This is a genomic window from Streptomyces sp. NPDC032940, from assembly GCF_040636935.1.
GTDB lineage: Bacteria > Actinomycetota > Actinomycetes > Streptomycetales > Streptomycetaceae > Streptomyces.
The window spans coordinates 163,351-180,534 of sequence record NZ_JBEZVJ010000009.1; the positions used below are offsets into that span (position 1 = coordinate 163,351).

Below are 17,184 nucleotides of genomic sequence, written 5' to 3' on the forward strand. Positions count from 1 at the left end.
CGACCGGGACACCGGAGGCGCCGCTCGCACCGCGGACACGGCCGTCACCGACTGCCCTCCTCGCGGTGTCAGCCGCAGGTAGCCGGTTCCGCGTGCCGAGCGCTGGAACTCAGTGGGTGGGAACCGGCCGGGCCGACGGCTGCCAGTCACGTCGGAGCAGCCCGTAGATCCACGAGTCGGAGACGTCGCCGTTGACGACGCAGTCCTCGCGCAACGTCCCCTCCCGCACGAAGCCGAGCTTCTCCAGCACACGGGCGGACGGCGCGTTGCGGGTGTCGACCTCGGCCTGGACACGGTTCAGGTCCAGCGTGTCGAAGGCCCACCCCAGCACAGCACGGGCGGCCTCGGTGGCGTAGCCCTGCCCCCACACCGCATCGTCGTAGCAGTAGCCGAACACCGCACTGCGGAAGTCCGGGTTCCAGCTCCCCAGGTTGCACCAGCCGATGAACGCCCCGTCGGAGACCCGCTCCGCGGCCAGCCGCGCCCCGGTACCCTCCCGCTCCACCCGCCGGCACACCCCGAGGAACGTCTCGGCCCGCGAACGCTCGGTCCACGGCGGCGAGTCCCAGTACCGCAGGATGTGCGGGTTGCTGTGCAGTGCGAAGAGGTCGTCCGCATCCGTGTCCTCGAAGGCCCGCAGTCGAAGACGCGGTGTGTGCAACGTGGGGGTGGGCAGCGGCACCGTCATGTTTCCCTCCCTGATCGGCGGCCGCCCCATCAGACATCGGCCGGGGGTCCCGCGCAACGGGGTTTCCCGGTGGGGGCCTCCTCGTGGCCTCGAGATGCCGCCCCACGTGGACCGCGACGGCGGTCAAGGACGAGTGCGACGCCGGCAGTAGTGCACGGTGACGACGGCCGACAGCGGCCCCCGCGCGACCAACGGCAGGTAGCAGGCGGTCATCACCCGCTCCCCCACGGCCGCACCGGTCCCGGCGTCAGGAAGGCCGGGACCGGTGCGGCACGGACAGCAACGGCACGACGAGACGGACGGCGTCGCCCACGCTCCGCGCCCACCACCGCGTGGCGACGGCACGGCGCGCCGGGTCGCCCGTCCTGATCGGCGGCCCGGTGAACGCCCGCGGTCATCGCGCTAGTTGCCGTACGTCTCCCGCAGCTCGATCTTGCGCACCTTCCCCGAGACCGTCATCGGGAAGGCGTCCAGGTTCTGTACGCGGCTCGGGATCTTGTAGTGGGCCAGTTGGCCGTCGCAGTACGTGCGCAGTTCGTCGAGGGTCAGGGGGTCGGCCGGGTCGCGGGGGATCACGCAGGCCAGGACCTCCTCGCCGTAGCGCTCGTGCGGGACGCTGACGACCTGGACGTCCGCGATCTTCGGGTGGGCGTAGAGGAACTCCTCCACCTCACGGGGGTAGATGTTCTCCCCGCCGCGGATGATCATGTCCTTGATGCGGCCGACGATCTCCACGTAGCCGTCCTCGCGCATCGTCGCGAGGTCGCCGGTGTGCATCCAGCGGCCCTGGTCGATCGCCTCGGCGGTCTTCTCCGGCTCGTCCCAGTAGCCGAGCATCACGCTGTAGCCGCGGGTGCGCAGCTCGCCGGCCTCGCCGCGGGGGACGGTCACGCCGGTGACCGGGTCGACGACCTTGACCTCGATGTGGGGCAGTACACGGCCGACGGTGCCGGTGCGGTGTTCGAGGTCGTCGTCCATGCGGGTCTGCAGGGAGACCGGGGAGGTCTCCGTCATGCCGTAGCAGATGGAGACCTGCTCCATGTGCATCTCGGCGACCACCCGTTTCATCACCTCCACCGGGCACGGCGAGCCCGCCATGATGCCGGTGCGCAGCGTGGAGAGGTCGTACGACGCGAAGTCCGGGTGGTTCAGCTCCGCGATGAACATGGTCGGGACGCCGTACAGCGACGTGCACCGCTCCCGCTGCACCGCCTCCAGCGTCGCCGCCGGCTCGAAGGACGGGGCCGGGATGACGATGCAGGCGGCGTGGGAGGTGGCGCCCAGGTTGCCCATGACCATGCCGAAGCAGTGGTAGAAGGGGACCGGCAGACAGACCCGGTCCCGCTCCGTGTAGCCGACCGTACGGCCCACCCAGTAGCCGTTGTTGAGGATGTTGTGGTGCGAGAGGGTGGCGCCCTTGGGGAAGCCGGTCGTGCCCGAGGTGTACTGGATGTTGACCGGGTCGTCGCAGCTCAGCTCGGCGGCGAGCGCGTCCACCCGCTCCTGCGGCACCGACGCCGCGCCCGCCGTCAGCGCGTCCCAGGAGGCGTCGCCGATGTACACCGTCTCACGCAGCGCCGGGCACCGGCCGCGGACCTGGTCCACGATCGCGCGGTAGTCGCTGCTCTTGTGGGCGAGGGAGGCGACGAGCACGCTGATGCCGGACTGCTTGAGCACGTACTCCAGCTCGTGTGCCCGGTAGGCCGGGTTGACGTTCACCATGATGACGCCGATGCGGGCGGTGGCGTACTGGACGAGGACCCACTCGGGGCAGTTGACCGCCCAGATGCCGACCCGGTCGCCCTTGGTGACGCCCTTCGCCAGCAGTCCGCGCGCCACCTCGTCGACGGCGGCGCCGAACTCGGCGTACGTCCAGCGCCGGCCGGACGGCACGTCGACCAGGGCCTCGCGGTCCGGGTGGGCGGCGATCGCCCGGTCGAGGTTGGCGCCGATGGTGTCGCCGAGGAGCGGGGTCTCGCTGGTGCCGTGGGCGTAGGACGGTGCGGTCACCGGAAGTCCTCCTCGCGGTACTCGTCCGGGGAGCCGGCCGCCGTGGCCTCGCGCAGTTCGATGCGGCGGATCTTGCCGGACACGGTCTTGGGCAGCTCGCCGAACTCCAGGCGGCGCACGCGCTTGTACGGGGCGAGGATCTCGCGGGAGTGCTCGAAGAGGACCTTCGCGGTGTCCGGGCCGGGCTCCCAGCCCGCCGCCAGGACGACGTAGGCCTTCGGCACCGCGAGCCGCAGCTCGTCGGGGGCCGGCACGACCGCGGCCTCGGCGACCGCCTCGTGCTCCAGCAGGGCGCTCTCCAGCTCGAAGGGGCTGATCTTGTAGTCGCTGGCCTTGAAGACGTCGTCGGCGCGGCCCACATAGGTGAGGTAGCCGTCGGCGTCGCGGGAGCCGATGTCGCCGGTGCGGTAGTAGCCGCCGGCCATGGCCTCGGCGGTGCGGTCGGGGTCGCCGTGGTAGCCCGTCATCAGGCCGACGGGGCGGCCCGACAGGTCGAGCGCGATCTCTCCCTCTTCGGCGCCGGGGGCGCCGGTGACCGGGTCGAGGAGTTCGACGCGGTAGCCCGGGCTGGGGCGGCCCATGGAGCCGGTCTTCAGGACCTGGCCGGGGCTGTTGGACACCTGCACGGCGGTCTCGGTCTGTCCGAAGCCGTCCCGGATGGTGACGCCCCAGGCCCGGCGGACCTGCTCGATGACCTCGGGGTTGAGGGGCTCACCGGCGGCGACGACCTCGCGCGGCGGGGTGGCGAGCTGGGACAGGTCGGCCTGGATGAGCATCCGCCACACCGTCGGCGGCGCGCAGAACGTCGTCACCCCGGCCCGGTCCATCTCGGCCATCAGCCGGGCCGCGTCGAAGCGGGTGTAGTTGTGCAGGAAGACGGTCGCCTCGGCGTTCCACGGCGCGAACAGGTTCGACCAGGCGTGCTTGGCCCAGCCGGGCGAGGAGATGTTCAGGTGCACGTCGCCCGGCTTCAGACCGATCCAGTACATCGTCGCCAGATGGCCGACCGGGTACGACACGTGGGTGTGCTCGACCAGCTTGGGGCGGGCGGTCGTGCCCGAGGTGAAGTAGAGCATCAGCGGGTCGTCGGCGGCGGTGGGGCCGTCCGGGGCGAAGCCGGCCGGGGCCGAGGCTGCGTCCTCGTACGCCAGCCAGCCGGGGGACGGGGCCGTGGTGGCGCCGACCGCGATGCGCGTGTAGTCGCCGGGTACGTCGTCGAACTTGCCGGTGTCCTCGGAGCGGGCGATGACGTGCCGCACCCGGCCCCGGTCGACGCGGTCACGCAGGTCGGCGGGGCCGAGGAGGGTGGTGGCCGGAATGACCACGGCGCGCAGCTTCATCGCCGCGAGGGCCGTCTCCCACAGCTCGGCCTGGTTGCCGAGCATGACGAGGATGCGGTCCTCGGCGCGGACGCCCCGCTCGCGCAGCCAGTTCGCGACACGGTCGGAGCGGGCCGACATCTGCGCGAAGGAGACCCGGACCTCGGAGCCGTCCTCCTCCACGATGTGCAGCGCCGTGCGCTCGTTGCCCTCGGCGATGACGTCGAACCAGTCCAGCGCCCAGTTGAAGTACTGGGGGCGCGGCCAGGTGAAGCCCTCGTAGGCGCTGGCGTAGTCCTCGCGGTGTTCCAGCAGGAAATCGCGTGCGCTGCGGAACAGTTCGGTCGCCGTCGTCATCTGTCCTCCTCGGTGCCGGACCATTGCCGGGCGGCTCTCTGCCATCGTGTAATCCGTGATGCAGGTCTCACTACCCCCGAACGGGGGTGTGCGCGACGGAACGGGCCGCGAAGGAGTGAGCGCAGTGGCGGTGGACGCGGCTGACACGGGGGAGATCCGCAGTGCGCTGGTGCGGCTGCGGCGCACCACCGGGCTGCCGGTCGCCTTCGGCGGGCTGGTGGAGTCCGGGCGCCGGCAGGTGCGCATCAGCGAGCTCAGCGGCACCGCGACGGCCGCGCTCAGCGCCCTCGCGGTGACCTCCGGCAACGGTCTGGGCGGCAAGGCGGTCGCGCTCACCCGGCCCTGCGCGGTCACCGACTACTCCGTCTCCCGGCAGATCAGCCACGAGTACGACCTCCCGGTCGCCGCGGAGGGGCTGCGCTCGGTGGTGGCGGTGCCGGTGGTGGTACGGCGCCGGGTGCGCGGTGTGCTGTACGGCGCCCTGCGCACGGCCCGGCCGCTGGGCGACCGGACGCTGAGCGCTGCCGTGGAGGCGGCGCGGGACGTGGAGCAGGCGCTGGTGCTGCGGGACGAGGCGGGTGAGCTGCTGGCGGCGGCCCGGCCCGAGCCGGCGCGTGATCGGGCGGACCCGGCGGCGTGGGAGCAGGTGCGGGAGGCGCATGCCGCGCTGCGGGCGCTGGCGCCGAGGATCCCGGACCCGGCGCTGCGGGAGGAACTGCTGCGGGCGTGCGGGATGCTGGCGGGCGGCGCCGGTGTGCAGGGGGGCGGGGTGCGGCTGGCTCCGCGGGAAGTGGACGTGCTGGCGTGTGTCGCCGCCGGTGCGACGAACGCGGTGGCCGCGGAACGGCTGGGGGTGGGGGCGGAGACGGTGAAGGGGTATCTGCGGTCGGCGATGCGGAAGCTGGGGGCGCGGACGCGGGGGGAGGCGGTGGTGGCGGCCCGGCGGGCCGGGTGCCTTCCGTAGTCGTCGGGTGGGGTGCGTGGCGTCGGGGCCCGGCGCACGGTTCCCCGCGCCCCTGGGGGTGACGGTGCGGAGGCGGTCCGCGGAGGGAGGCTCCGTGCACCCGGCGGGAGGGGCATTCTCCGGGGTTTGTATTCTGGGTTCCGTCGCCTGTTATTTCCCTCACCTCCTCAGTCCCCCGTAATTCATTGCCCCGACGCCTAATATTGGCCGGGACACGACACGCGAGGGGAGCGGTCACCGTGCGACGGGACTTCACGGAGCCTGCCGGGTGCCGCTCGGACCTGGTCATCGGGCGGGAGGCACCGTTCGGCGCGGCCCGTGAGCAGCTCGCGCGAGGGGGCAGTGTGCTCCTGCACGGCCCCGCCGGAATTGGAAAGTCGGCCGTCCTGCGGACACTGGCCGCCGAATATGCCCGCACGGCACAGACCGTGTTGCGCTGCTCGGCCACGGAGTCCGAATCACATCTCCCCTTCCTCGCCCTCGCCGACCTCCTCGGCCCGGTCCTGGACGAGGTGTCCGGCGCCCTGCCCGCCGCGCAGCGCACCGCGCTGGAGTCGGCCCTCACGGGCCGCGGCGAGTCCACGCTCCAGCGGGACGGGCTCGCGCTGCGCCTCGCCGTGCTGTCCGCGCTGCGCGCCCTCGCCGCCGAGGGCCCCGTCCTCGTCGTCGCCGACGACCTGCAGTGGCTGGACCCGGCCAGCACCGAGCTGCTCGGCTTCGCCGCCCGCCGGCTGGGCGACACCCCCGTACGGCTGCTGTGCGCGGTGCGGACCGACGGGCAGGAGTACGACCGTCATCTGCGCGCCTCGCCGCCGGACACCCGGGCGGTGCGCCTGGAGCCGCTGACCCGCGCCCAGGTGTCGGCGCTGCTCGACCAGCGCGGTTTCTCCGGGCTGCCCCGTTCCACGGTCCGCGACATCCACCGCACCAGCGGCGGCAACCCGCTGTTCGCGCTGGAGCTGGGCCGTGCCCTGGCCGAGAGCCCCACCCCGCCCCGGCCGGGCGAGGCGCTGCCGGTGCCGACCTCGCTGCGCGCGCTGGTGCTCAGCCGGCTGGAGATGCTGTCGGAGGAGGCCCGCCGCACCCTGCTGGTGGCCAGCGCGGGTGCCCGGCCCACCACGGCCCTGCTGCACGCGGCCGGCCGGGCGGGCGCCGAGGCCGAGACCGCCCAGGCCGCCGCGCTGGGTCTGCTGGCGACCGACCCGGAGGACCCGGCCGTACGGTTCGCGCATCCGCTGATCTCGGCCGCCCTGTACGCCGAGGCGCCGGCGCCGGAACGGCGGGCCGCGCACGCCGCGCTGTCCACGGCGGCGTCGGACCCGATCGAGCGGGCCCGGCATCTGGCGCTGGCCACCATCGGCACCGACCCGGAGGTGGCGGCGCGGCTCGCGGAGGCCGCCGCGCTGGCCCGGGACCGCGGTGCGCCGTCGGTGGCGGCCTCGCTGGGGCTGCTGGCGGCCCGGCACACCCCGGCGGACGGCACGCCGGGTCCGGACGAGCGCCGGCTCCAGGCCGCCGAGGACGCGATCACCGCGGGCGAGGTCGACCTCGCCCGGGACGTCGCCCGCGAGGTGCTGACCCGGGCCACCGCGCCGGGCGAGCGCGTGCGGGCCTGGATGGTGGTCATCGAGGCGGCCGGACAGGCCATCGGCGACGTCGACGCCGTCTTCCCGCAGGCCCTGGCCGACGCGGGCGACGACCCACGGCTGCTGGCCCTGGTCCACTACCAGCTGGCCTGGCGGGGTCTGGTGGTGCAGGGCGACTTCGCGCAGGGCCGGGAGGAGGCTGCGCACGCGGCCCGGCTGGCGGCGCGGGCCGGGGACCGCAGCACCGAGCTGCTCGCGCTCGCCTTCCAGGCGCAGGCCGAGACGCTGATGGGGCATCCGGACGCGCCGACGACCATCGAGCGGGCGCGGCAGGAGCCGCAGGACCCGCGGGTGGCCTGCCACCACAACGGGGCCGGCTCGACGCGGTACCGCTGGCTGGTGATGAGCGACCGGCTGGCCGAGGCGCGGACCACCGTCTCCGCGCTGCTGCGCGAGGCGCGGCGGCGCGGCATGGCCGAGAGCGAGGTGCACTACCTGCGCTTCCTCTCCGAGACCGAACTGCACGCCGGGCACTGCGGCCGGGCCCTGGAACTGGCCCGGGAGAGCCTGACGCTGGCGCGGGACGCGGGCATCGGCGAGGGGGCGGGGGCGATGCAGGCGGCGCTCGCGGAGGCCGCGGGCGGGGACGTGGAGCGGGCGCTGGCGCTGGCGCGGGAGGCGGTGCGGCGGGCCGAGGAGGACGGCGACGCCGTGTATCTCTCCCGGGCGCTGGCCGCGCTCGGTCACGCCCACCTGGTGGCGGGCGACGCCGGTGCGGCCGTGGACGCGCTGCGCCGGGTACGGGAGTTGGAGGCGGGCGCGGGCATCACCGACCCGGCGCGCGGCCGGTGGCAGGGCGATCTCGCGGAGGCGCTGGTGCTGACCGGGCAGCCGGCGGAGGCGCAGGAGGTCATCGAGGTCACGCGGGCGCACGCGCTGCGGCTGGACCGCGGGAGCGTGCTGGCCGTGCTGGACCGGGCGGAGGCGCGGCTGCGGGCGGCGCGGGGCGAACACCGGTCGGCCGTGGCCCGGTTGGTGTCGGCGCGGGACCGGCTCGGCGAGCTGGGGTTCGGGCTGGAGGAGGCGCGGGCGGCGTTCACGCTGGCGGAGCTGCGGGCGGACCGGCCGGGGCCGACGTCCTACGACGAGGCGGCGCGGCTCTTCAGGCGCTGCCGGGCGCTGCCCTGGCTGCGGCAGGTGGAGGCGGCCGTCGCGGCGCGGGCGGCCGCGGCCGAGCCGGCCCCCGCGCGGCACGCGGCGGCCCCGGACTGTCTGGCGGGGCTGGCCGCGATGGAGCGTCAGGTGGCGTCGCTGGTCATGGAGGGTGCCACCAACCGGGAGATAGCCGCCCGGCTGTTCGTCAGCGTCAAGACGGTCGAGGCGACGCTGACCCGGGTCTACCGCAAGCTCGGGATACGGTCACGGGTCGACATCGTCAGACTGGCGGCGGGCCGCAGGGGCTAGGGGCTGTCTGACGATTCCCGTCTGCCGCGCGACGCCATGCACGCTCCCCCCTGAGGGGGCACCCCCACTCGCCGCACCGGCCTCGGACCCGAGTACGTCCAGTACGCGGGTCCGGGGCCGGCACGCCGAGAGCACGCACCTGACGCCGCGCGGCCGCCCTTCGGGCGACGACGGGAATCGTCAGACAGCCCCTGGGGCGAACACGCCCCTAGGCCACCGCCGCGCGGGCGAAGTCCAGGGTGAGCGCCGCGACGCGGTCGGGGAACTGGTCGTGCGGGTAGTGGCCGGCGCCCTCGATCATCTCCAGGCGGCCGAGGCCTGGCGGCAGGGCGGCGACGATCGCGGAGCCCTCGGCGTGCGGGTCGGCCCAGTCGGGGTCGAGGGTGCCCATCACGACCAGGACCGGGCAGCGGACGTCCGGGAGCCGCGCACCGGCGTCGGTCGGGGCACTGCGGCCCATGGCCTGCATGGCTTTCATCCGGCCGGGCTCGCGCAGCAGGGCCTCGATGCGGCCGAGCCGCTCGGTCCAGTCGGCCGGCCTGAGGCCGGGGTAGGCCACGTCCAGGTACGAGCGCCACAGCGGCAGGCTGCCGAACACCCCGGCGCCGAGCAGCCGCAGCATGCCCCGCCGGAAGCGCCTCACCCGCAGGTCGCCGAGGCGGACCGACTGCTTGCGGGTGAACGGCGCCAGCTCCACGACGGCTGTGACCAGGGCGGGTTCCCGTGCGGCGGCGATGGTGGCGGCGCCGCCGGAGACCGAGTGGCCCACGAGGACGGCCGGTCCGCCGAGGTGGCGGATCAGGGCGAGGAGGTCGCCGGCGATGTCGGTGCGGCTCCAGGCGGGCCAGTCGACGCTGGACTCGCCGCAGCCGCGCAGGTCGACGGCGGCGACGCGGTGGCCGGCCGCCACCAGGGCGGGGGCGACGGCACGGTAGGCGGCGCGGCTGTCGCCCACGCCGTGGGCGAGCACGATCAGGGGGCCGTTCCCGGTCACCTCGTAGGCGATCGTGCCGCCGTCGACGGCAAGGTACTCGGTCATGGCATCCCCCGGTTCGAGAACTGGCTAACATTGTTAGCTTGAAGCTAACACCGTTAGCCTCGACTGTCAAGGCATCGCAGGAGGAGCGGCGGGAAGGGAACCGGGACGCCCCGCGGCACGTCGGAGAAGGGCGGCGGGGCCGGGTGTCCGGCGAGGGGTTTGGCGGGGGCCGACCGAGGGTTATCCCTGCCCGACTCCCTTAGGGGCTTCCCTCATTGGGGGGCCGGTGCCGTCGGTTCTAGCGTGAGGGCGTGCCGCTCGCCCGGGCATTACGGGGGTCTGTCCCGAGACCCCCGTGCACACCCCCCACACCCGGGCGCCCCCCACCGGCAATCCTGAGGAGACTCATGTCCGGGCTCACTCGCGCCAGATCGACCGCCGCCGCCCTGGCCACCACCGCCGCCGCCGCGGCCGCCCTGCTGGCCGCCCCCGCCGCACAGGCCGCGCCGCAGCCCATCGTGGGCGGTACGACCACCACGACCAGCGCCTACCCGTTCGTCATGCAGATCACCGACGCCTCGCAGAACCAGTTCTGCGGCGGCACCCTCGTCTCCCCCACCAAGGTGGTCACGGCCGCCCACTGCATGGTCGGCGAGACCACCCGCAGCGTGCGCGTCGTCGGCGGGCGCACCTACCTCAACGGCACCAACGGCACGGTCGCCCAGGTCAGCAAGATCTGGATCGACCCGGCCTACACCGACGCCACCAACGGCGACGACGTGGCCGTGCTGACCCTGTCGACGTCGATGCCGTACACGCCGGCGTCGTACGTCTCCTCCTCGGACACCTCCGTCTACGCGGCCGGCACCACCGCCCGCGTCCTCGGCTGGGGCACGACCCGGGAGAACGGCAGCTCCTCCAACCAGCTGCGGACCGCGACCGTGCCGATCGTGTCCGACTCCGGCTGCCGCACCTCCTACGGCTCCGACTTCGTCGCGAGCGACATGGTCTGCGCCGGATACACCTCCGGCGGCGTGGACACCTGCCAGGGCGACAGCGGCGGGCCCCTTCTCATAGGGGGCGTCCTGGCAGGGATCACTTCCTGGGGCGAGGGCTGCGCCCGGGCCGGCTACCCGGGAGTCTACTCCCGGCTGACCACCTTCTCGGACCTGGTGACCGCGCAGGTCACCTCCTAGCCCCGCCCCAGCAGGACTCCTGAGTACCCCTCAGGTGCAAGACCGGGGGGCGTTGCGAGCCACCACGAGCGGCCCGCAGCGCCCCCTCTCCACGTCCGCGGCCCGGACGGCGCCGCCGGACCACGCCGCCGGTCAGCCGCGCACGGTGCCGAACCGGAGGTCGTACGGCTCCCCCGGGTGCAGCGTCGCCAGCATCCGCTCCCCCTCGCCCAGCACCTCGTCCCGCTGCGCCCTGCCGAGCCGGCCGAACGCCTCCACGACCAGAGCGCCGTCCTCCAGCTTCCACAGCCCGGCCACGAAGCCGTCGACCAGCAGGACGCGGTACGCCTGGTTCCCGCGCCAGGTGCGGCCCTTGTGCTCCGCCGGGATCACGCGGGTGCGGTCGGCGTGGGACAGGAGCAGGTTGTCGAACTCGGGCAGGAAGCGCGGCGGGGCCGGGGTGTCCGGGCCGGGGCGCGGGGCGTCGGGCAGGTCGAACAGTTCGGTGCCGTCGGGGCCGCGGAAGGTGACGAGCCGGGGACGGAGCCGTTCGAAGGCGTCCCGCAGCCGGGTCAGGCCGGCCCAGGTCTGCATGTCCTTCACGGACGCCGGGCCGAAGGCGGCCAGATAGCGCAGCACGGTGCCGTCCGGCGCCGGTGCCGGACTCGCGGGGCGGCCCAGCCAGTGCTCGGCGGTGGTGAGCGTGACCTGGCCGCTGCGGCCCCACAGCCCGCGCGGGGTCACCTGGACCAGCGGAAGCGTGCAGCGCGCCGCCGCGGACAGGGCCTGCGGGTCGGCGTCGGGCCACTCGGCGAGCAGCGCCTGGCGCAGTTCCTTCAGGGTGCGCGGCTCGGCCTCCACCAGCTCGCGGGCGACGACGGCGAGCCGGTCCAGGTCGACGCCCACCAGCCCCTTGCGGAAGGCTCCCAGCTCACGGTCGCGGGCGGCCTGCACCAGCGGACGCAGGGTCAGGCAGTCGTCGGCGGTGTGGGTGTGGATGGTCGAGCGCAGGGTGACGAGGCGGGCGACCCGGCGTTCGGCCATCGGCGCGGACAGGGCGTCGGGGACGAAACCGTCGAGGCGTGCGGCGAGCGCGTAGTACGGGGGCTTCACGTTCTGGGCCTGGAGCCCGACCAGGTGCGCGACCGCGTCCTCCGCGGACATCGGCGCCCGCCGCAGCAGCAACTGCCGGGCGAGGGTGGCGCGGTTGAGCGCGCGCTCGCCGAGCGCGGGGGCCGTCGTGGATGCCTTGGGCGTCATGCCGTGCACGGTACCGCCGGGTGTCCGGCGGGCCGGTGGGGCGGTCCTGGGGGATGATCGCGAGGAGAGCCGGTCCGATGGGGCGACGACGGGATCGCGAGGGAGGCCGCGGATGCGCGAGCTGGCGGTGTCGCTGTGGGACGTGGGCAACGGGCAGGGGCTGCGGCAGCTGGCCGAGCTCGGCCTCGCGCTGCTGCTGTCCAGCCTGATCGGCTGGGAGCGCGAGGCCCAGCAGAAGAGCGCCGGGCTGCGCACCCACACCCTGGTCGGCGTGGCCAGCGCGCTGATGATGGAGATCTCCCAGCACGGCTTCACCGGCGTGCTGGGCATGGACGGCGTCTCCCTGGACCCGTCCCGGGTGGCGGCCCAGATCGTCTCCGGGATCGGCTTCATCGGCGGCGGCCTGATCTTCGTACGCCGGGACGCGGTACGGGGGCTGACGACGGCCGCGACCATCTGGCTGACCTGCGCGGTCGGCATGGCCTGCGGCGGGGGGCTGCCGATCCTGGCCATGGCGACCACCGCGCTGCACTTCGTGGTCGTGCGCGGCTATCCGGCCCTGGCCTCGCGCATCGCGAAGGAGACCGCCACCACGGTGGAGGTCCGGCTGACCTATCTGACCGGCCGGGCGCTGCTGCCGCAGCTGATGGAGACGTGCACGCGGCGCGGGTTCCGCATCCTGCGGGTGACCGCCGACCGGCTGCCGGGCCGTACGGATCCGGCGGCCCGGGTCCTGCTGCGGCTGGAGGGCACCGGGGACGCGGTGCGGCTGACCTCCGACCTGTTCCACGCCGAAGGGGTGCTCGACGCCGACATGAACGTCGCGGAGGAGGAGTAGGGCCCGCCCTGGCCGAACGGGGGACACGGGGGTTCCCGTGCGGCCGGGCGGGCACTCGGGGCCACTGTGCAGGGACTACGGGAATCGAGCGGACGCGAAGGCCGGGACCGGCGGGCCCGGGTGCTGGTGACCGGCTGGTTCAGCTTCCCGGACGGGGAGGCGACCGCCGGGGACGTGCTGGCGCTGCGCCGGGTCGAGGAGGTGCTGCGGGACGCCGGGCTCACCCACGGCGTGGTGTGGAGCCCGGGGTTCCGGGCGGACGCGCCGCACTTCGCGGACGTGGACCCGGCGGACTGGTCGCATCTGGTGTTCGTGTGCGGGCCGGCGCACGGGCCGCAGGTCGAGGAGTTGCACCGGCGGTTCGCGCACTGCGTGCGGATCGCGGTCGGCGTCTCCGTCGTGGACCCCTCCTCCCCGGCCGTCACCGGCTTCGACCACGTCCTGCTCCGGGACTCCGCCGGCGCCGAACCGACCTTGGACCTCGCGGCCCGCGCCCCCGCACTGCCCGCCCGTCCGGTGGTCGGGGTGGTGCTCACCCACGGGCAGCACGAGTACGGGGACCGGCGCCGGCACGACACGGTCGCCGCGGAGGTGACGCGCTGGCTGGCCGGCCGGGACTGCGCGCGACTGGAGCTGGAGACCCGGCTGGACGCGCACGACTGGCGGCTGTGCGGCACGCCGGCCCAGCTGGAGGCCGTCCTGTCCCGGCTGGACCTGGTCGTCACCGACCGGCTGCACGGGCTGGTGCTGGCGCTGCGGGCCGGGACGCCCGCGCTGGCGGTGGACCCGGTCGCGGGCGGCGCGAAGGTGACGGCGCAGGCCCGCGCCTGCGGCTGGCCGGCGCTGGTGGCCGCCGACCGGGTGGAGGCGGGGGTGCTGGAACGCTGGTGGCGGTGGTGCCTGAGCGACGGGCGGGAGGCCGCACGGCGGATCGGCGCCGGCTTCCGGGCGGACGAGCGGCCGGACGGCGCCGACGGTCTCCTGGCGGCGCTCGGAGTGCGGCGGGCCGGTTGACTCCGCCCGGGGACGGGCACCCGGTGGTCGTCGGCCCGCGCCCAGGAGGAACCCTCATGACCATCAGCCGCCTCCCCGATCACGAACAGCGCATACTCGACGAGGTGGAGCGGGCGCTGCGCCGCGACCGCCGGCTCGACCGGCGGCTGCGGACCCTGCGGCTGCACCGCGGCCCCGACCTCTCGCGCCTGGCGTCCTACCGCCCGCGCACCCCGGCGGTCGTCGCGCTGCTCGCCCTGTCCGTCACCCTCCTGGTGACCGGCGTGGTCACCTCCGAACCCGCCGTGATCTGGGCCTTCGCCCTCGTCTGGCCGCCGGCGCTGTTCGCGGCGCTGCGGCTGCTGCGGCACCGCCGGTCGCGGGGCTGACGGCGCCTCGCCCCGCACACGCACCCGGCCTCCCGTCCCCTCGGCGGGGGGCCGGGTGCGTGCGGTCCCTCAGCCCGTGTAGCTGCGCGCGGTGGACGCGCGCTGGGCCGGCTCCAGGGCGCGCAGCCGCGCCTCCACCTCGGCGGGCAGCACCCGGCGTTCGCGCAGCACCCACGGCAGGGCGGCCGTCGCCTCGGCGAAGGCCCGCAGGGACGTGGTGTCGCGCGGGACGGTCCTGGCCAGGTGCAGGGTGCGGCGCAGTGCGTAACCGGCCGGGCGGCGCAGCCAGGTGAACCACAGGGTGTTGCGGATGCCGTGCGCCCTGCGGAGCGTCGAGTCGCGTGCCTCCGACGGGCGATGATGGATCGTCAGATCGTCGTCGTACGTCAGCCACCAGCCGTCGGCGGCCAGGTCGGCGGCGAGCAGTTCCTCCTCGCCGCCCAGCCACAGCCGGGGGTGGAAGCCGCCCGCGGCCCGGAAGGCGTCGGTGCGCAGGACGGTCGCGGCGGCCAGGAAGGAGCCGAGCGCGGGTCCGGGAAGCCAGTCGGGGCGGGGCACGGGCGAGTCGCGCAGCTCTCGGACGATCGGGTCCTCGGTGCCGTCCGGTTCGACGACGATGCGGGCCGTCACCGAGCCGACCGCGGGGTACCGGTCGAGCAGGCCGGCGGCCCCGGACAGCGAGCCCGGCGCCCACCAGGAGTCGTCGTCGCAGAACGCCACGTAGGGCGTGGTGACCTGGCGGACCGCCAGATTGCGCCCGACGGCGCCGAGATTGCGGCCGGGGCGCAGCAGGCGTACCTCCGGGTGGTGGCGGGCGACGGCGTCGGCGGTGCCGTCGGTGGAGGCGTTGTCGGTGACGATCACCGGTGGCCTCTCGGGAAGTTCGGCGAGGCGGTCCAGGGTGTGCAGGAGTTCGGGGCGCCGGTTGTGGGTGATGACGACGACGGTCGTGCGGGGGTCCGTCATGAGGTCGCCTCCTCCAGGAGGCGGGCGCCGCGTTCCACGTACGGGGGCAGGGGGCTGCGGGCGCGCAGGGCGGAGGGCAGGCGGACGAGCGTCTCGCGCAGGGCGCGGCGGGCGTGCGGGTCGCGGCGGGCCTCGGCGGCCAGGGCGCGGGTGCGGGCGAGGGCGTACGGGAGGGGGCGGCGCAGCCAGGCGGTGAGGAGCTCGTTGCGGCGGACGACGGCCGGGCGGCCGGTACGCGGGCCGGGGTCCGGGTGGTGATGGGCGACGACTTCGGGGCAGTGGGTGACGCCCCAGCCGCGGGCGGCGAGGTCGTAGGCGAGGAGGGTCTCCTCGGCGCCGAAGAACAGCAGGGGGTGGTAGCCGCCGGCGTCGAGATAGGCCTCGCGGCGGGCGACGGCGGCGCAGCCGAGGAAGCCGAGCACCTGGGTGCCGGGCAGGTCGGCGGCCGGGCCGAGGGGAGAGCCGGCGAGCACGTCGTTGAGCGGGTCGGGTTCGTCGGCGGGGCCGACGAGGGTGCGGGCGGAGAGCAGGCCGAGCCGCCGGTGCCCGTCGAAGAGGCGGGCCGCGGTGGCGAGCGCGCCGGGCGCCCACCAGGAGTCGTCGTCGCTGAACGCCACGTACGGCGTGTCGAGCGCGCGGACGCCGTGGGTGCGGGCGAGGGCGCCGCGGTTGAAGGGCAGCGCGAGGACGCGGACGCGGGGGAAGTCCCGGGCGAGCATGGCGCGGGTGTCGTCGGTGGAGGCGTTGTCGGCGACGAGGACCTCGGGGCGCTCGGGCAGCGCGAGCAGGTGACGCAGGGTCACGGCGAGGCTCGCGGAGCGGTTGCGGGTGGCGATGACGACGCCGACGGGGGCGTGCCGGGCGGGGTCGGTGCGGGGGCGTTCGCGGGTGGCCGTCGCGGCGGCACGGGCGGCGCCGGTGGTGTGGGGGGTGCGGTGGTTCATGGTGCTGCCTCCCGGAGGGCGTCCAGGGCGTCGAGCGCCTCGAGAACCTCGTCGGTGCCGATCCGCAGCAGCGCGGGGTCGGTCTCGTGGCCGTGCGGGTCGCCGTCCGGACCCGGGTGCCACAGGGCGCGGTGGCGGGGGTGGTCCGGCGGGCCCCAACGGCTGGGCGGGACGGGGCCGAAGAGGGTGACGGAGGGGACGGCGTGGGCGACGGCGAGGTGGGCGATGCCGGTGTCGCCACTGACCACGGCGCGGGCGCCGGCCACCAGGGCGGAGAGCCGGTCGTGGGGCAGGCCGCCGGCGAACACGTCCGTGTCGGGCAGGCCGGCGCGCTTGACGAGGCGGGCCACGAGGTCGCCCTCGTCCGCTCCCCCGGTCACCACGACCCGCCGGCCGCGGGCGCGCAGGGCCTCGGCGACGGCGGCGTACCGCTCGACGGGCCAGCACCGCGAGGGTGCGCCCGCGCCGGGGTGCAGGACGATCGCGCCGGGCGCCGGTGAGGGGGTGGCCGGGCGGGGCAGGCGCAGGTCGGTGGGGTCGGCGTCGATGCCGTAGGCCGTCAGGAGGCGGCACCAGCGGTCGCGTTCGTGCTCGTCGGCGTACCAGGGCGGGCCGTCGACCTCCGGGGTCTCCGGGTGCGCGAACGCCAGCAGCCGGCGCGGGCGCAGGCGCATCAGCAGCCGGTGGCTGGGCGGTCCGTTGCCGTGCAGGTCGACGGCGACGTCGGGGGGCGGGCCGCTCCAGTCGAGGCTGCGCGGCACGGCCCGGCCCGGTTCGGCGGCGGGCAGCACCCGGTCCACGGCCCCGGTCGCCGCGGCGACGGGCGCCAGTTCGGAGGGGGTGGCCAGCACCAGCTCGTGCCCGGGATACGCCCGCCGCAGCGCGCGCAGCGCGGGCACCCCGGCGAGCAGATCCCCGAGCCCGAGGGCCCGCAGCACCAGCACCCGAGGCGGCGGGTGCCCTCCGGGCGCGGGACCGGCGGACCGCACGGACGCGGCGCCGGCGGGCGGCGGATGCACCGGGTCCCCCGTCACCGGGCCGCCGGCCGAGGGCGGACGCGCCGCCTTCTCCCCCGCCGCCGGCCGGGCAGGGGCACGGCGGTCGCCGTCCCGTGCCGTCCGGCCACGATCCCGCGCCGTGCGGGCAGCGCCACACCGGGTCGCCCCGCCGCCGGGGTACGGGGCGCCGGCGGGCGGCGGATGCACCGGGTCCCCCGTCACCGGGCCGCCGGCCGAGGGCGGGGTGGGGGCCG

14 protein-coding genes are annotated in these 17,184 nt (G+C 75.3%); 6 read left to right on the forward strand and 8 right to left on the reverse strand.

Annotated features, from left to right (window positions below):
- Nucleotides 1–109 precede the first annotated feature (109 nt).
- The 3 genes from AB0E77_RS14870 to AB0E77_RS14880 all read right to left on the reverse strand — a co-directional run bounded on the left by AB0E77_RS14870 (nt 110) and on the right by AB0E77_RS14880 (nt 4,374).
- Nucleotides 110–688, reverse strand: a complete 579-nt coding sequence (locus tag AB0E77_RS14870; protein ID WP_361569864.1) for a GNAT family protein — start codon at nt 686–688, stop codon at nt 110–112.
- A gap of 402 nt (nt 689–1,090) precedes the next feature.
- Nucleotides 1,091–2,698 (reverse strand): AMP-binding protein, encoded by a 1,608-nt coding sequence (locus AB0E77_RS14875; protein ID WP_361569865.1) that lies wholly within the window; start codon nt 2,696–2,698, stop codon nt 1,091–1,093.
- Complete coding sequence (locus AB0E77_RS14880; protein ID WP_361569867.1) at nt 2,695–4,374, reverse strand: AMP-binding protein; 1,680 nt, start codon at nt 4,372–4,374, stop codon at nt 2,695–2,697. Before AB0E77_RS14880 ends, AB0E77_RS14875 begins: the two co-directional genes overlap by 4 nt.
- A 124-nt stretch (nt 4,375–4,498) precedes the next feature.
- Between AB0E77_RS14880 and AB0E77_RS14885 the strand changes: the two genes are divergently transcribed.
- Nucleotides 4,499–5,338, forward strand: a complete 840-nt coding sequence (locus tag AB0E77_RS14885) for a helix-turn-helix transcriptional regulator (RefSeq protein WP_361569869.1) — start codon at nt 4,499–4,501, stop codon at nt 5,336–5,338.
- Between the two features lie 239 nt (nt 5,339–5,577).
- Complete coding sequence (locus tag AB0E77_RS14890) at nt 5,578–8,388, forward strand: AAA family ATPase (RefSeq protein WP_361569871.1); 2,811 nt, start codon at nt 5,578–5,580, stop codon at nt 8,386–8,388.
- A 208-nt stretch (nt 8,389–8,596) separates the two neighbouring features.
- Here AB0E77_RS14890 and AB0E77_RS14895 read toward each other — a convergent pair whose 3' ends face one another.
- Nucleotides 8,597–9,427 (reverse strand): alpha/beta hydrolase, encoded by an 831-nt coding sequence (locus AB0E77_RS14895; RefSeq protein WP_361569872.1) that lies wholly within the window; start codon nt 9,425–9,427, stop codon nt 8,597–8,599.
- A gap of 347 nt (nt 9,428–9,774) precedes the next feature.
- On the opposite strand from AB0E77_RS14895, the gene AB0E77_RS14900 reads away from it, so the two are divergent.
- Nucleotides 9,775–10,563: a serine protease gene (locus AB0E77_RS14900; RefSeq protein WP_361569874.1), complete on the forward strand. Its 789-nt coding sequence runs from the start codon at nt 9,775–9,777 to the stop codon at nt 10,561–10,563.
- A 132-nt stretch (nt 10,564–10,695) separates the two neighbouring features.
- On the opposite strand, the gene AB0E77_RS14905 is transcribed toward AB0E77_RS14900, so the two are convergent.
- Entirely contained in the window at nt 10,696–11,802 is a 1,107-nt protein-coding gene (locus AB0E77_RS14905) for a winged helix DNA-binding domain-containing protein (RefSeq protein WP_361569876.1), read from the reverse strand.
- A 112-nt stretch (nt 11,803–11,914) separates the two neighbouring features.
- On the opposite strand from AB0E77_RS14905, the gene AB0E77_RS14910 reads away from it, so the two are divergent.
- From AB0E77_RS14910 to AB0E77_RS14920, 3 genes are all read left to right on the forward strand, one after another.
- Nucleotides 11,915–12,640, forward strand: a complete 726-nt coding sequence (locus tag AB0E77_RS14910; RefSeq protein ID WP_361569877.1) for an MgtC/SapB family protein — start codon at nt 11,915–11,917, stop codon at nt 12,638–12,640.
- 126 nt (nt 12,641–12,766) lie between these two features.
- Nucleotides 12,767–13,654, forward strand: coding sequence for a polysaccharide pyruvyl transferase family protein (locus AB0E77_RS14915; RefSeq protein ID WP_361569879.1), 888 nt, complete (start codon nt 12,767–12,769; stop codon nt 13,652–13,654).
- A 56-nt stretch (nt 13,655–13,710) separates the two neighbouring features.
- Nucleotides 13,711–14,022 (forward strand): DUF3040 domain-containing protein, encoded by a 312-nt coding sequence (locus tag AB0E77_RS14920; RefSeq protein ID WP_361569881.1) that lies wholly within the window; start codon nt 13,711–13,713, stop codon nt 14,020–14,022.
- A gap of 69 nt (nt 14,023–14,091) precedes the next feature.
- On the opposite strand, the gene AB0E77_RS14925 is transcribed toward AB0E77_RS14920, so the two are convergent.
- The 3 genes from AB0E77_RS14925 to AB0E77_RS14935 are packed head-to-tail and all read right to left on the reverse strand — an operon-like array spanning nt 14,092 to nt 16,921.
- On the reverse strand, nt 14,092–14,988 hold the full coding sequence (locus AB0E77_RS14925; protein WP_361569883.1) for a glycosyltransferase: 897 nt from the start codon (nt 14,986–14,988) through the stop codon (nt 14,092–14,094).
- On the reverse strand, nt 14,985–15,932 hold the full coding sequence (locus AB0E77_RS14930) for a glycosyltransferase (RefSeq protein ID WP_361569885.1): 948 nt from the start codon (nt 15,930–15,932) through the stop codon (nt 14,985–14,987). The genes AB0E77_RS14925 and AB0E77_RS14930 overlap by 4 nt, the downstream gene beginning before the upstream one ends.
- Nucleotides 15,929–16,921: a glycosyltransferase family 9 protein gene (locus tag AB0E77_RS14935; protein WP_361569940.1), complete on the reverse strand. Its 993-nt coding sequence runs from the start codon at nt 16,919–16,921 to the stop codon at nt 15,929–15,931. Before AB0E77_RS14935 ends, AB0E77_RS14930 begins: the two co-directional genes overlap by 4 nt.
- Nucleotides 16,922–17,184: the final 263 nt, after the last annotated feature.

Coding starts and splice junctions, on each gene's coding strand:
- AB0E77_RS14930 (WP_361569885.1), bottom strand. CDS start 15,932: ATGAACCACCGCACCCCCCACACCACCGGCGCCGCCCGTGCCGCCGCG.
- AB0E77_RS14895 (WP_361569872.1), bottom strand. CDS start 9,427: ATGACCGAGTACCTTGCCGTCGACGGCGGCACGATCGCCTACGAGGTG.
- AB0E77_RS14920 (WP_361569881.1), top strand. CDS start 13,711: ATGACCATCAGCCGCCTCCCCGATCACGAACAGCGCATACTCGACGAG.
- AB0E77_RS14870 (WP_361569864.1), bottom strand. CDS start 688: ATGACGGTGCCGCTGCCCACCCCCACGTTGCACACACCGCGTCTTCGA.
- AB0E77_RS14880 (WP_361569867.1), bottom strand. CDS start 4,374: ATGACGACGGCGACCGAACTGTTCCGCAGCGCACGCGATTTCCTGCTG.
- AB0E77_RS14900 (WP_361569874.1), top strand. CDS start 9,775: ATGTCCGGGCTCACTCGCGCCAGATCGACCGCCGCCGCCCTGGCCACC.
- AB0E77_RS14910 (WP_361569877.1), top strand. CDS start 11,915: ATGCGCGAGCTGGCGGTGTCGCTGTGGGACGTGGGCAACGGGCAGGGG.
- AB0E77_RS14925 (WP_361569883.1), bottom strand. CDS start 14,988: ATGACGGACCCCCGCACGACCGTCGTCGTCATCACCCACAACCGGCGC.
- AB0E77_RS14905 (WP_361569876.1), bottom strand. CDS start 11,802: ATGACGCCCAAGGCATCCACGACGGCCCCCGCGCTCGGCGAGCGCGCG.